This is a genomic window from Goodfellowiella coeruleoviolacea (assembly GCF_024171785.1).
GTDB classification, from domain to species: Bacteria; Actinomycetota; Actinomycetes; order Mycobacteriales; family Pseudonocardiaceae; genus Goodfellowiella; species Goodfellowiella coeruleoviolacea.
Map to the genome: position 1 here is coordinate 77,316 of NZ_JAMTCK010000018.1, position 13,488 is coordinate 90,803.

Consider the following 13,488-nt stretch of genomic DNA (forward strand, 5'->3'; position numbering starts at 1 on the left):
ACCACCAGGGGCGGGGTCGGTTTCCCGGCCGGTCCGGTTAGTTCGCCTGGTGTCCGGGTAGTCCGGGAAGCAGGTGCTCTCGGACACACCGGAGGTTGTGATGACCACGCCGTCTCCTCGGCCCGACAACGCGGGCCCTGATCGGGACGACCCCAAGGACCAGCAGCTGGAACCGGCACGGGTGGACCTGACCGACACCCGGTTGACCACCCAGCAGGGTGTGCGGGTGGACCACACCGACGACTCGGTGACCGTGGGCGAGCGCGGTCCCACGCTGTTGGAGGACTTCCACGCCAGGGAGAAGATCACCCACTTCGACCACGAGCGGATCCCGGAGCGGGTGGTGCACGCCCGGGGTGCCGGCGCCTACGGGCACTTCCAGCCCTACGACGACTGGCTGGCCGAGTACACCGCGGCGCGGTTCCTCACCGACCCGGCCAGGCGCACCCCGGTGTTCGTCCGGTTCTCCACCGTGGCCGGCTCGCGCGGCTCCGCCGACACCGTGCGCGACGTCCGCGGCTTCGCCACCAAGTTCTACACCGACGAGGGCAACTACGACCTGGTCGGCAACAACATGCCGGTGTTCTTCATCCAGGACGGCATCAAGTTCCCCGACTTCGTGCACGCCGTCAAACCCGAGCCGCACAACGAGATCCCCCAGGCGCAGTCCGCGCACGACACGCTGTGGGACTTCGTGGCCATGCAGCCCGAGACGATGCACATGATGATGTGGCTGATGTCCGACCGGGCGCTGCCGCGCAGCTACCGGATGATGCAGGGCTTCGGCGTGCACACCTTCCGGCTGGTCAACGCGCGCGGCCAGGGGACGTTCGTGAAGTTCCACTGGAAGCCGCTGCTCGGGGTGCACTCGCTGGTGTGGGACGAGACCCAGAAGATCGCCGGCAAGGACCCCGACTACAACCGGCGCGACCTGTGGGAGGCCATCGAGAGCGGCCAGTACCCCGAGTACGAGCTGGGCGTGCAGCTGGTGCCCGAGTCCGACGAGTTCGCCTTCGACTTCGACCTGCTGGACGCCACGAAGATCATCCCCGAGGAGCAGGTCCCGGTGCGCCCGGTGGGCCGGATGACGCTGACCCGCAACCCGGACAACTTCTTCGCCGAGACCGAACAGGTCGCCTTCCACACGGCCAACGTGGTGCCCGGCATCGACTTCACCAACGATCCGCTGCTGCAGGCCAGGAACTTCTCCTACCTGGACACCCAGCTGATCCGGCTGGGCGGGCCGAACTTCGCGCAGATCCCGGTCAACCGGCCGGTCGCCCCGGTCACCAACAACCAGCGCGACGGCTACCACCAGCACGCCATCCACCAGGGCCGCACCAGCTACGTCAAGAACAGCCTCGGTGGCGGCTGCCCGGCGGCCACCGGCGAGTTCCCCGAGGTCTTCTCCCACTACCAGGAGAAGGTCGAGGGGCACAAGATCCGCAGGCGCAGCGAGAGCTTCAAGGACCACTACAGCCAGGCCACGCTGTTCTGGAACAGCATGGCCGACGTCGAGCGCGACCACATCGTGGCCGCGTTCCGCTTCGAGCTGGGCAAGGTGGGCGAGCGTGCCGTCCGGCAGGCCGTGGTCGAGCACCTCAACCAGGTGGACCACGAGCTGGCCACCCGGGTGGCCGCCGGCATCGGCGTGCCCGCCCCCGACCAGCCGGCCCGGCCCAACCACGGCCGCAGCTCCCCCGCGCTCAGCCAGCTCAACACCGCGATGGACAGCGTGCTCAGCCGCAAGGTGGCCGTCCTGGTCGCGGACGGTGTGGACGGCACGGCGGCGCGCAAGGTGGTGGACGCGCTGCGCGGCCACGGGGCCGTGCCCGAGGTGCTGGCCCCCACCGACGGCCAGGTGCGGTCGGCCACGGGCGAGGACCTGATGGCCGACCGGGCGATCAACACCATGGCCTCGGTGCTCTACGACGGTGTGGTGGTGGCCGGCGGCGCGGAGAGCGTGCAGGCGCTGGCCGCGGACGGGTACGCCGTGCACTTCGTCGCCGAGGCGGTCAAGCACGCCAAGCCGGTCGCCGCCCTGGACGCGGGGGTGGACCTGCTCACCACCGCCGGGGTGCGCGGGGTGGACCTGGCCGCCGGCGACGGGGTGCTCACCTGCGACCAGGGCGTGGTCACCGCGCGCACGAACGGGGTGGTGCCCCCGGACTTCGTGACCGAGCTGGTCAGCGCGCTGGCCAGGCACCGGGCCTGGGAGCGGGACACGGCCGCTATTCCCGCGTGAGTCCGGTGCCCGCGAGGGCCCGCACCGGGCCGGCCAGCCAGGCGTTCACCTGGCGCTGGCCGGACAGCCGGACCACGGTCAGCCCGTCGGTGTTCAGCCCGTCGGTGTTCGGCCCATCGGTGTTCGACGGGTCGGTGTTCGACGGCTGAGCGGGCTGGCTCGCCAGCACCGCCGCCATCCGCTGCGCCATCCGGGCGTGCCCGCGCCACGCCCACCGGATGATGTGGTCGGGATCGGTGAACACGGTGCGCAGCGGTGGCTCCCGGTTGCCGTTCCACAGCTCCTCGCGCAGGGCCCAGCGGCGCAGCGTGCGGACCACCACCCGGCGCATCACCAGCGACCGCGGGTGGTCCAGCCACACCAGGGTGTCGGCGCGGTCCAGCAGCAGCCGCCGCACCTGCCCGTGCTGCCACTCGGTCACCCAGCCCGGGTCCTCGGTCAGGCGGGTGACGTCGGCGACGAACTCCGGCCTGGGGGTCCACTGTGGACCGTGGTGCAGCGCGTCGAGTTCGATCCGGCGCAGGTCGAGCCTGTCGGCGAGCACCGTGGCCAGGGTTGTCTTCCCGGAACCGGCCACGCCGGCGACGAGCACCCGGCGCGGCCGGGCGGGAAGGGGATCGGAGGGGCCGAGCAGTAGCACTGGATCAAGACTAGTGGTGCCACCAACCGGTTTCGCCACCGCGGCCGGCGAGCGCCGTTCAGTCGGTCCCGGCCGTAGCGGGCGTGGCGCTGGCGGTGGTGGCCGTGGCGGCCAGTGCGAGCGGGCCGCTGATCACCGCCGCCAGCGGCGGCAGCGTCCACACCAGCACCGCCGCCGTCACCAGCGCGGCGGCCAGCAGCAGCCGGCGTCCGGGCCGCTCCCGCCAGCCCGCCAGTTCGGCCAGGCCGGCCGCGCGCCAGCCCGTCCCGTCGGTCCCGGCCCGCGCGGCCACGCCGAGCAGCAGCGCGCCGCCGGCCGCCACGGCCGCGGCCACCGCCAGCCGCAGCACCGGTCCGCCGGGCAGGCGGGTGGTCAGCAGCGTCAGGTCGGCCAGCAGCACCAGTGCGGCCAGCGCGCACCCCAGTCCCGCGCCGAGTTCAGCCGAGGGGGCGGTGCGCAGCCGGTTCCACAGCGCGGTCCGGAACGCCGCGGCCACGGACGTGCCGGCGCCGGCGCGGCGGTCCGCCAGCACCGCGCAGGCGGCGGCGAAAGCGGTGGGCGCGGTCAGCACGGGCACCGCGGCCACCACCACCAGCAGCCCCAGCAGCAGGCAGTCGGCCAGTTCCTCGGTGCGGTCGTGCCAGCGCCGACCCGTGGCCGCCGCGCGCGCGGAGCGCCTGCTGGCCGTCCCCACCCGGTGCTGTCGCACGTCGGCTCAGCCCTTCAGTCCGGTGGTGGCCACCCCGCTGACCAGGAATCGCTGGAAGGCGACGAAGAACAGGCCGATCGGCAGCAGCGACAGCACCGACATGGCGAACATGGCGCCGTAGGAGGACTGGCTGGTCTGGTCGATGAACAGGCGCAGCCCCAGCGGGATGGTGTAGTTCTCCGCGCTGTTGAGGTAGATCAACTGGGAGAAGAAGTCGTTCCAGGTCCAGATGAAGGTGAAGATGGACGTGGTCACCAGCGCCGGCCGGGACAGCGGCAGGATCACGTACCGGAAGATGCGCCACGGGCCGCAGCCGTCGATGCGCGCCGCCTCGTCGAGTTCGGCGGGGATGCCGCGCATGAACTGCACCATCAGGAACACGAAGAACGCGTCGGTGGCCAGCAGCTTCGGCAGGACCAGCGGCACGAACGTGTCCACCAGCCCCAACTGCTGGAACACCACGTACTGCGGGATCAGCGTGACGTGGGTGGGCAGCATGATGGTGAGCAGCGCGAACCCGAACAGCGGGCCGCTGAGCGGGAACCGCAGCCGGGCGAACGCGTACCCGGCCAGCGAGCAGGACACCACGTTGCCCAGCACCGAGCCCGCGGCCACGATCAGCGAGTTGGCCAGGAACCGCCAGAAGGTGACACCGGCGGCGCCGTCCAGCGCCTGCTGGTACCCCTCGCCGGTCAGCTCGCCCGGGAACAGCTCGCTGAGGTGGGAGACCAGCTCGTCCACCGGCGTCACCGAGGCGCTGAACAGCCACACCACCGGGTAGAGCACCAGCGCCAGTGCCGCGAGCGCGGCCGCGTGCCAGACCACGCGGCGCAGCCGGGTGGCACCGGCCGGCCGGCGCGGCGGTGGCGGCGCTGGCGCGGCGGTGGGTACCTGGGCCAGGACCGGAGCGCTCACCGTCGGCTCCCCTCATCACCGTAGAAGACCCACAGCCGGGAGGTGCGGAACAGCACCGCGGTGATCACCGCGATGGCCACCAGCAGCACCCACGCCATGGCCGAGGCGTAGCCCATCCGGAAGTCGGCGAAGCCCCGCTCGTACAGGTAGAGCGTGTAGAACAGGGTGGAGTCGGCCGGACCGCCGCGCCCGGAGCTGACCACGAACGCCTGGGTGAACGCCTGGAACGCGTGGATGGTCTCCAGCACCAGGTTGAAGAACAGCACCGGGGACAGCATCGGCAGGACCACGCTGACCAGCCGACGCCACCAGCCCGCACCGTCCACACTGGCCGCGTCCAGCAGGTCCGGCGGGATCTGCTGCAGGCCGGCCAGGAAGATCACCATCGGGGCGCCGAACTGCCAGGCCGACAGCAGCACGATCGCCCACAGCGCGTAGCCCGGGTCGTCGACCCAACTGGGCGTGTCAATGCCGAACACGCCCAGCGCGCCGGCCACCGGGCCGCCCCGGTCGAAGATCGACCGCCAGGCCAGGGCCAGCCCGACGCTGGCGCCCAGCAGGGACGGCGCGTAGAACGCGGAGCGGTAGAAGGCCTGTCCCCTGCCGCGCAACGAGTGCAGCAGCAGCGCCACGGCCAGCGCCAGCAACAGCTTGAGCGGCACCGACACCACCACGTAGCGCAGGGTCACGCCCACGGCCTGCAGGTAGCGCCGGTCCCCGGTGAACATCTCCCGGTAGTTGGCCAGGCCGACCCACTGCGGGTCGTTGAACAGGTCGTAGTCGGTGAACGACAGGTACAGCGAGACCACCATCGGGGCCACGGTCAGCCCGATCGCCCCGATCAGCCACGGGGTGAGGAACAGGTAGGCCACGCCACCCCGGTCCCGCCGGGAACCACGGGTTCCGCCCGGCCGGCCCCCGGTCATCACCTGGACCGGCGAGGTCACCGCCGGTTCGGCGACCGCCATGCCGCCACCGCCTTCCTGGCTCAGCGCCTGCCCTGGCTCGGATCCGTCCTGGCCCAGGTCTCCGCCCTGGTTCGGGGACCGCCCTAGCCCAGGGTCTGTTCGGCCTCGTCGAAGAACTGGTTGACGCCGTCGTCGACGGACAACCGTCCGAACGCGACCTCCTGGTACTTGCGGTCGAAGAGCTTGTGCACCGCGCCGTCCCCCTTGGGCGGGGCCGGGGGCGCGTCACCGAGCTTGCTGTCGATGGCCGCCTCGAAGTCGAAGATCTGTTTGTCCACTCCGGTCAGTCCGGCGCTGATCCGCTCGCGGATCTTCAGGTTCGGCGGCAGGCCTCGGGTGGCGCCGAGGGCCTTGCCCGCGTCCGGGTCGTTGAGCAGGAAGTCGATCAGCTTCACCGACTCCTCGTGGTGCTTGCTCCTGGCCGAGACCGACACCATCACCGCCGGCTTGCGGTACATGCCGATGTTGTCGGCGCTGTCCGCCGGGTACGGGGCGATGGCCAGTTCACCGCCGTGCGCCTGGACGAAGGCGGGGTAGGTGCTGTCGAAGGTGAACTCGGCGGCCGACTGCTTGCGGCCCAGCGGGCTCTGCTCCGGCCCGGTGGACACCACCAGGGTGTTCAGCTCGGCCGGGGTGGCCGCGCCGGTGTCGCGGAACCGCTGGGACAGCCGCCAGTACTCGGCGAGGTCGGACTTGGCGAAGCCCAGTTCGCCATCGGCGGTGTACAGCGCCTTGCCGCGCTGGCGCAGCCAGATCTCGAAGGCGTCCTCGTTCATGCCGAAGTCGGTGACGCCGTGGACCTGGCCGTTCGCGTCGTGGATCCGCTGGGCGGCGTCGCGGTACTGCTCCCAGGTCAGTGGCTGGTCCGCGGTGGGCACGGGCAGTCCGGCTGCCTGGAACACGGCCGGGTCGTAGGCCATGACCGTGGTGTTCTGGCCCAGCGGCAGCGCAGCCAGCTTGTCGTTGGACCTGCCGGTGTTGGCGAAGCCCTGGTTCCACTCGTCCAGCCGCAGCTGCTTGCCGACAAAGGGCCCCAGGTCCAGCAGCACGCCCCGGCCCGCGTACTCGTTGAGGTAGCGGTAGTCCATCTGCATGACGTCGGGGGCGTTGCCGCCGGCGGTCTCGGTGGCCAGCTTGTCGAAGAACGCCTGGTAGTCCGAGAAGCTGGTGTCCACCTGGATGTTCGGGTTGCGCTCCTCGAACAGCGCGATGGCCTTCTCGGTGACGTCGGCCCGCTGCTGGTTGCCCCACCAGACGAAGCGCAGGGTCACCTTGCCGTCGGATGCTCCGCTGCCGCACGCCGCCAGCAGGGCCGCCACGGGAACCAGCACGACGAGCGCGGCCAACGCGGCCAGCCGGGAGCCGCCGCGCCCGCTCCGCCCCGCCGCTGCCGCCAACCTGGGTACTGCCATCCGCCTGCCTCTCTGCGCTGGGAGGTGCCGATGTCCACCGCCGCCGGGGCGGCACGCCGGGAAGCTGTCTACTGTGGACTCCCGGGCGCCCGCTCCCGGTGGCCGTCCTCGGTCCCGGTGAGCTGTTCGAGCCGGTCCGCTTGCTGTTGTTCCGCTGCCGAACTTGGCTGTGCCAGGTGATGAAAGCGCTTACTGTGATGGCTGAACGTAGGGGCGCCGCAGCAGCGTGTCAAGGTCGATTTCCCTTGCTCAGCAGGCAATTGACAGAATTGGCCGCAACCGGCCACGGTAGAAAGCCCTTGCCTGCGCCATACTCGGCCTCGCCGAGGAAGGAGCCCCCATGCACAGCCCCCGGCCCGAGATCGGCGGACCGCCAAGGACCGCCCACGCGCACCCGCGGTCGCGCTGCCCTCGACGGCAGCGGTGACCAGCCGGCAGCGCGCCGCCACGAGCGTCACGCTCGCCGACGTGGCGGCCAGGGCCGGTGTCTCCCCGGCCACGGTCTCCCGGGTCCTCAACGACAGCTACCCGGTGTCGGCCAGCACCCGCGACCGGGTGACGCGGGCCGTGCGCGAGTTGAAGTACGTGGTCAACGGGCACGCCAGGGCGCTGGCCGCGAGCACCTCGATGGTGGTCGGCGTGATCGTCAACGACGTGTCGGACCCGTTCTTCTCACAGATCGTGCGGGGCATCCAGACCGAGGCGGCGCACGACGGCAAGCTCGTGGTCATCTGCAACACCGAGGGTGAGCCCGCGCGGGAACTGAGCTACCTGGAACTGCTGCGCCAGCAGCGGGCCCACTCGGTGCTGCTCACCGGCGCGGCCGTGGACGACCCGGTGCACCTGGCCGAACTGGCCGAGCAGGGCCGCGGCCTGCTGGCCCAGGGCGGCCGGCTGGTGCTGTGCGGCCGGCCGCGGCTGCCCGACGTGGACGCACCCGCGGTCACCTTCGCCAACCACGCCGGGGCCAGCGCGCTGGCCAGGCACCTGGTCGAACTGGGGCACCGCAGGATCGCCTACCTGACCGGCCCGCTGGGCCGCACCACCACGGCCGAGCGGTTCGCCGGGTTCCGCGAGCAGCTCGCCGCGGCCGGCGTGCCCCTGGCGCCCGAGCTGGTCCTGTCCGGCGGGTTCACCCGGGCCGCCGGCTACGACAACACCCGGGCGCTGCTGGCCGCCGGCGCCGAGTTCACCGCGCTGGTCACGGCCAACGACGCCATGGCCTTCGGCGCGCTGGCCGCACTGCGCGAGCACGGCATCGACGTGCCCGACCAGGTGTCCGTGGCCGGGTTCGACGACCTGCCGTTCTGCGTGGACAGCGCCCCGCCGCTGACCACGGTGCGGCTGCCGCTGACCGAGGCCGGGGCACTCGCCGCCCGGCTGGCCGCCGGCCGGGAGCCGGTGCCCTTCGGCGGGGTGGTGACCCTCCAGGGCGAACTCGTGGTGCGCCGCACCGTCAACCGGCCGCCCAGCCAGCCCGGTGGTCAGCGGTAGCGCGCCCCGATCAGCTCGCCGCCGCGACCCGCTCCCCGGCCCGGCGCCGGTCAGTGCGCGGCGTCGTCCCAGGAGCGGCCGAAGCCCACCGACACCTCCAGCGGCACCTCCAGCTGGTAGGCGCCGCCCATCTGCTCCCGGACCAGGGCCTCGACCTCCTCGCGCTCGCCGTTGGCCACCTCCAGCACCAGTTCGTCGTGCACCTGCAGCAGCGTGCGCGAACGCAGGCCGCGCTCGCGCAGGGCCCGGTGCACGCCGAGCATGGCGATCTTGATGATGTCGGCGGCGCTGCCCTGGATGGGCGCGTTGAGCGCCATCCGCTCGGCCATCTCCCGGCGCTGGCGGTTGTCGCTGGTCAGGTCGGGCAGGTAGCGGCGGCGACCCAGGATGGTCTCGGTGTAGCCGTCCTTGCGCGCCTGTTCCACCACGGCGTGCAGGTAGTCGCGCACCGCGCCGAACCGGGCGAAGTAGGCGTCCATCTGCGCCTTGGACTCCTCGGCGGAGATCCGCAGCTGCTGGGCCAGCCCGTACACGGACAGCCCGTAGGCCAGGCCGTAGGACATCGCCTTGACCCGGCGGCGCAGCTCCGGCGTCACCTCCTCCGAGGGCACGCCGAACGCCCGGGACGCGACAAAGGTGTGCAGGTCCTCGCCGGTGCGGAACGCCTCGATCAGCCCCTGGTCGCCGGACAGGTGCGCCATGATCCGCATCTCGATCTGGCTGTAGTCGGCGGTCATCAGCACGCTGTCGGCGGCACCGACCACGAACGCCTGCCTGATCCGCCGGCCCTCGTCGGTGCGGATGGGGATGTTCTGCAGGTTGGGGTCGGTGGAGGACAGCCGGCCGGTGGCGGCGATGGTCTGCTGGAAGGTGGTGTGGATGCGCCCGTCGTCGGCGACCGACCGCAGCAGACCGTCCACTGTGGTCTGCAACTTGTCGACGTCCCGGTAGGCCAGCAGGTGCTGGAGGAACGGGTGCTGGGTGGTCGCGTAGAGGTTCTGCAGCGCCTCCGCGTCGGTGGTGTAGCCGGTCTTGGTGCGCTTGGTCTTGGGCATGCCCAGCTCGTCGAACAGCACGACCTGGAGCTGCTTGGGCGAGCGGAGGTTGATCTCCTTGCCGATCACCCCGTAGGCGTCCTGCGCGATCTGCTTGAGCCGGGCGAGGAAGTCGGTGGACAGCGCGGACAGGTAGTCGACGTCGACCGCGATGCCGGCCGACTCCATCTCGGCCAGCACCGCCATCAGCGGCATCTCCACCTCGGCGAGCAGCCGCTGGCCGCCGATCCGCTCCAGCGCCAGGTCCAGCGCCTGGGCCAGTTCGGCGACCGCCTTGGCCCGCACCAGCTCCGCACCGGCGGCCCGCTCCTGGTCGTCCTCCTCGGTGCTGAGCAGGGACAGCTGACCGTCGTCCTCGGGCTCCTCGGCCCGCAGCTCCCGCTGCAGGTAGCGCAGCACCAGGTCGTCCAGGGCGAACGAGCGCTGGCCGGGGCGCACCAGGTAGGCGGCCAGCGCGGTGTCCATGCTCAGTCCGGCCACGGTCCAGCCGCGGGAGCGCAGCGCGCGCAGCCCCAGCTTCAGGTCGTGGCCGGCCTTGGCCACGTCCGGGTCGGCCAGCCAGGCGGCCAGCGCCTGCTCGTCGGCCTCGGTGAGCGCGGTCACGTCCAGGTAGCCGCCCTCGCCGTCGACCGTGGCCAGGGCCAGCCCGACCAGGTCGGGGCCACCGGGTCGGGTGGCGCCGGCCGTGGGCGCGAAGCGCAGGGACAGGCCGACCCGGCCGGACCTGGCGTGCTGGTCCAGCCACTGGGCCACGGTGTCCGGGGCGACCCGTCCGCCGCTGATCTCGAAGCCCTCCTCGGCCTCCGGCTCGGCGGTGGACAGGGTGGCGAACAGCCGGTCCCGCAGCACGCGGAACTCCAGGTCGTCGAACAGGCGGTGCACGGCATCCCGGTCCCACGGCCGCAACACCAGGTCGTCGGGCTGCACGCCGACCTCGACGTCGTGCACCAGCTGGGTGAGCTGGCGGTTGAGCAGCACGCTGTCCAGGTGCGCGCGCAGCGCGTCACCGGCCTTGCCCCGCACCTCGTCCACCCGGTCGACCAGGCCGTCCAGCGAGCCGTACTCGGTGATCCACTTGGTGATGGTCTTCTCCCCCACCCCCGGGATCTTGGGCAGGTTGTCCGAGGGGTCGCCGCGCAGCGCGGCGAAGTCGGGGTACTGGGCCGGCGTCAGCCCGTACTTCTCCACCACCGCCTCGGGCGTGAACCTGGTCAGGTCGGACACGCCCTTGCGCGGGTACAGCACGGTGACCTGGTCGTTGACCAGTTGCAGCACGTCCCGGTCGCCGGTGCAGATGACCACGGCGAAGCCCTCGGCCGAGGCCATCGTGGTCAGGGTGGCGATGACGTCGTCGGCCTCGTAGTTCTCCTTGCGCAGCACCGGGATGTTGAGCGCGCCCAACACCTCCTGGATCAGGCTGACCTGACCCTTGAACTCGTCGGGCGTGGCCGACCGGTTCGCCTTGTACTCGGCGTAGGCCTCGGTGCGGAAGGTCTTGCGGGAGACGTCGAAGGCCACCGCGATGTGCGAGGGCTGCTCGTCGCGCAGCAGGTTGATGAGCATGGAGGTGAACCCGTACACGGCGTTGGTGAACTGCCCGGTGTGGGTCTGGAAGTTCTCCTGGGGCAGCGCGTAGAACGCCCGGTAGGCCATGGAGTGGCCGTCGACCAGCAGCAGCTTGCGCGTGCCCGCGCGGGTGGTGGACGTGGTCATGCCAGCACCTCACTCCCGGTGTCGCGCACCGCACGGATGGTGGTGTGTCCTCGCCTGGTTCGCTCGCTCCGCTGGCTCACGCCGCGAGTCTAGGGTGGACCACCGACAACGCCACACGGCACCGAAGGTGTGCCCCGCCACGACCAGCCGACCGGAGACGCCCGTGACCGCTCCCGCCCCCTCCTCCCAGCCGACCCAGGCCGCCGCCACCGACGCCCCCAGCGCCGACGCCCCCAGCGCCGACGTCCCCGGTGCCGACGCACTGGGTGACGCCGACCAGTTGGCCACCCGGATGGGCATCGAGATCACCGAGTGGAACCGCGACCGCCTGGTGGGCACCATGCCCGTCGCGGGCAACCGTCAACCGTTCGGGTTACTGCACGGCGGCGCCAGCGCGGTGCTCGCCGAGACACTGGGCTCGTACGCGGCCGTGATGCACGTCGCCCCCGAGCGGATCGCGGTGGGCACCGAACTGTCCTGCACCCACCACCGGGCCGTGCGCACCGGCCGGGTCACCGGGGTGGCCACCCCGCTGCACGTCGGCGGGAGCGTGGCCACCTTCGAGATCGTCATCTCCGACGAGGCCGGCCGGCGGGTCTGCACCGCCCGACTGACCTGCATGCTGCGCCAGCGCCCACCGGGCGAGCGCGCCGCGCGGTAGTCGACCGACAACGGTCCGCTGTGGACGCCCGGCCCGCCGGGTAGCGCCCCCGCGACAACGGAAGGGGTGGCGGCCGGCGCACCGACCACCACCCCGCGCACTCACCCGCTCACGCCACGCCCAGGTACGCCTCCTTGATCGAGGCGTCGTTGAGCAGTTCCTGCCCGGTGCCGGTGCGACTGATGCTGCCGGTCTCCAGCACGTAGGCCCGGTGCGCCCGGCTCAGCGCCTGCTGGGCGTTCTGCTCGACCAGCAGCACGGTGGTGCCCTGTTCGTTGATCTCGGTGATGATCCGGAAGATCTGCTGGATGAACTGCGGGGCCAGCCCCATGGACGGCTCGTCGAGCAGCAGCAGCCTCGGCCGGGCCATCAGCGCCCTGCCGATCGCCAGCATCTGCTGCTCGCCGCCGGACATGGTGCCGCCCGCCTGGTTCTTGCGTTCGGCCAGCCTGGGGAACAGCGTGAACACCCGGTCGAGGTCCTCGGCGAGGTTCTTGCGGTCCTTGCGGGAGTAGGCCCCCATGTCCAGGTTCTCCATCACCGTCATGCCGGGGAACACGCCCCGGCCCTCCGGTGACTGCGAGATGCCCCGCACCACGCGCAGGTCCGCGCGCAGCGTGCTGATGTCCTCACCGTCGAAGGTGATGGTGCCGCCGGAGAGCGGCCGGATCCCGGAGATCGCCCGCATGGTGGTGGTCTTGCCGGCGCCGTTGGCGCCGATCAGCGTGACGATCTCGCCCTGCTCGACCGTGAGGGACACGTCGGACAGCGCCTGGATCCGACCGTAGTGGACGGACACAGTGGACAGCTCAAGCAACGCCATCGTCGGGCACCCCCAGGTATGCGGCGATCACGGCCGGGTTCTCCCTGATCTCGGCGGGCAGCCCCGCGGCGATCTTCTTGCCGAACTCCAACACCACGATCCGGTCGGTGACACCCATCACCAGCCGCATGTCGTGCTCGATGAGCAGCACGGTGTACCCGTCGTCGCGGATGGTGCGGATCAGCTCCATCAACCCCTCCTTCTCGGCGGGGTTGAAACCGGCGGCCGGCTCGTCCAGGCACAGCAGCTTGGGTTCGGTGGCCAGCGCCCTGGCGATCTCCAGCCGGCGCTGGTATCCGTAGGGCAGGTTCTTGGCCTTGTCGGCCGCGCGGTCGGCGATGCCGACGAACTCCAGCAGCGCCATGGCCCGCTCGACCGCCTGCCGCTCCTCGCGGTGGTGGCGCGGCCCGCGCACCAGCGCGCCGAGCACGCTGGTGCGGTGCCTGGCGTCGGCGCCGACGACGACGTTCTCCAGCGCGGTCATCTCGTTGAACAGCCGGATGTTCTGGAAGGTCCGGGCGATGCCCAACTGGGTGATCGCGTACCGCTTGCGCCTGCCGAGCGGGTGCCCCTCCAGCAGGACCTGCCCCGCGGTGGGCCGGTACACGCCGGTGATCACGTTGAAGCAGGTGGTCTTGCCAGCGCCGTTCGGGCCGATCAGCCCGAGGATCTCGCCGCGCTTGATCTCGAAGGAGACCGAGTCCAGCGCGACCAGACCGCCGAAGCGCAGTGTCACGTCCCGCATGGCCAGCAGGGTGTCCCCGACCCCGACCTCGATCTCCCGGTCGGGGGCGACGACCTCGGCGACCTCCGCCTCATGCCTGGCCCGCTCCTCGGCGGACATGTGCCGCAA

General features: G+C 71.5%; 11 protein-coding genes. 3 read left to right on the forward strand and 8 right to left on the reverse strand.

Annotated elements, in window-relative coordinates:
* The first annotated feature begins 100 nt into the window (after positions 1-100).
* The gene (locus LX83_RS31745) at positions 101-2,245 is read left to right on the forward strand and encodes a catalase (protein ID WP_253778116.1); all 2,145 of its coding nucleotides are present in this window, start codon (positions 101-103) and stop codon (positions 2,243-2,245) included.
* Here the strand turns inward: LX83_RS31745 and LX83_RS31750 are convergent.
* From LX83_RS31750 to LX83_RS31770, 5 genes are all read right to left on the reverse strand, one after another.
* Complete coding sequence (locus tag LX83_RS31750; RefSeq protein ID WP_253778119.1) at positions 2,232-2,885, reverse strand: P-loop NTPase family protein; 654 nt, start codon at positions 2,883-2,885, stop codon at positions 2,232-2,234. The two genes, LX83_RS31745 and LX83_RS31750, sit on opposite strands and share 14 nt — an antisense overlap.
* A 58-nt stretch (positions 2,886-2,943) precedes the next feature.
* Positions 2,944-3,594, reverse strand: coding sequence for a hypothetical protein (locus tag LX83_RS31755; RefSeq protein ID WP_253778121.1), 651 nt, complete (start codon positions 3,592-3,594; stop codon positions 2,944-2,946).
* Between the two features lie 6 nt (positions 3,595-3,600).
* Entirely contained in the window at positions 3,601-4,509 is a 909-nt protein-coding gene (locus LX83_RS31760) for a carbohydrate ABC transporter permease (protein WP_253778123.1), read from the reverse strand.
* Positions 4,506-5,477, reverse strand: a complete 972-nt coding sequence (locus tag LX83_RS31765) for a carbohydrate ABC transporter permease (RefSeq protein WP_407649706.1) — start codon at positions 5,475-5,477, stop codon at positions 4,506-4,508. The genes LX83_RS31760 and LX83_RS31765 overlap by 4 nt, the downstream gene beginning before the upstream one ends.
* A gap of 83 nt (positions 5,478-5,560) precedes the next feature.
* The gene (locus tag LX83_RS31770) at positions 5,561-6,889 is read right to left on the reverse strand and encodes an ABC transporter substrate-binding protein (protein ID WP_253778125.1); all 1,329 of its coding nucleotides are present in this window, start codon (positions 6,887-6,889) and stop codon (positions 5,561-5,563) included.
* A 423-nt stretch (positions 6,890-7,312) separates the two neighbouring features.
* Here LX83_RS31770 and LX83_RS31775 point away from each other — a divergent pair, with 423 nt between their 5' ends.
* Positions 7,313-8,383: a LacI family DNA-binding transcriptional regulator gene (locus LX83_RS31775; RefSeq protein WP_253778128.1), complete on the forward strand. Its 1,071-nt coding sequence runs from the start codon at positions 7,313-7,315 to the stop codon at positions 8,381-8,383.
* A 50-nt stretch (positions 8,384-8,433) separates the two neighbouring features.
* Here the strand turns inward: LX83_RS31775 and polA are convergent, their stop codons facing one another.
* Complete coding sequence (gene polA, locus LX83_RS31780; protein WP_253778130.1) at positions 8,434-11,151, reverse strand: DNA polymerase I; 2,718 nt, start codon at positions 11,149-11,151, stop codon at positions 8,434-8,436.
* Positions 11,152-11,431: 280 nt separating this feature from the next.
* Here polA and LX83_RS31785 point away from each other — a divergent pair, with 280 nt between their 5' ends.
* Complete coding sequence (locus LX83_RS31785; RefSeq protein WP_407649712.1) at positions 11,432-11,812, forward strand: hotdog fold thioesterase; 381 nt, start codon at positions 11,432-11,434, stop codon at positions 11,810-11,812.
* 109 nt (positions 11,813-11,921) lie between these two features.
* Here the strand turns inward: LX83_RS31785 and LX83_RS31790 are convergent, their stop codons facing one another.
* Positions 11,922-12,635, reverse strand: a complete 714-nt coding sequence (locus LX83_RS31790; protein WP_253778132.1) for an ABC transporter ATP-binding protein — start codon at positions 12,633-12,635, stop codon at positions 11,922-11,924.
* Positions 12,622-13,479, reverse strand: coding sequence for an ABC transporter ATP-binding protein (locus tag LX83_RS31795; protein ID WP_253778326.1), 858 nt, complete (start codon positions 13,477-13,479; stop codon positions 12,622-12,624). The genes LX83_RS31790 and LX83_RS31795 overlap by 14 nt, the downstream gene beginning before the upstream one ends.
* Between the last annotated feature and the right edge of the window lie 9 nt (positions 13,480-13,488).

Bases quoted from the DNA above. Each gene is read 5' to 3' on its own strand.
- LX83_RS31795 (WP_253778326.1), bottom strand. From the start codon at position 13,479: ATGTCCGCCGAGGAGCGGGCCAGGCATGAGGCGGAGGTCGCCGAGGTC.
- LX83_RS31770 (WP_253778125.1), bottom strand. From the start codon at position 6,889: ATGGCAGTACCCAGGTTGGCGGCAGCGGCGGGGCGGAGCGGGCGCGGC.
- LX83_RS31790 (WP_253778132.1), bottom strand. From the start codon at position 12,635: ATGGCGTTGCTTGAGCTGTCCACTGTGTCCGTCCACTACGGTCGGATC.
- LX83_RS31765 (WP_407649706.1), bottom strand. From the start codon at position 5,477: ATGGCGGTCGCCGAACCGGCGGTGACCTCGCCGGTCCAGGTGATGACC.
- polA (WP_253778130.1), bottom strand. From the start codon at position 11,151: ATGACCACGTCCACCACCCGCGCGGGCACGCGCAAGCTGCTGCTGGTC.
- LX83_RS31745 (WP_253778116.1), top strand. From the start codon at position 101: ATGACCACGCCGTCTCCTCGGCCCGACAACGCGGGCCCTGATCGGGAC.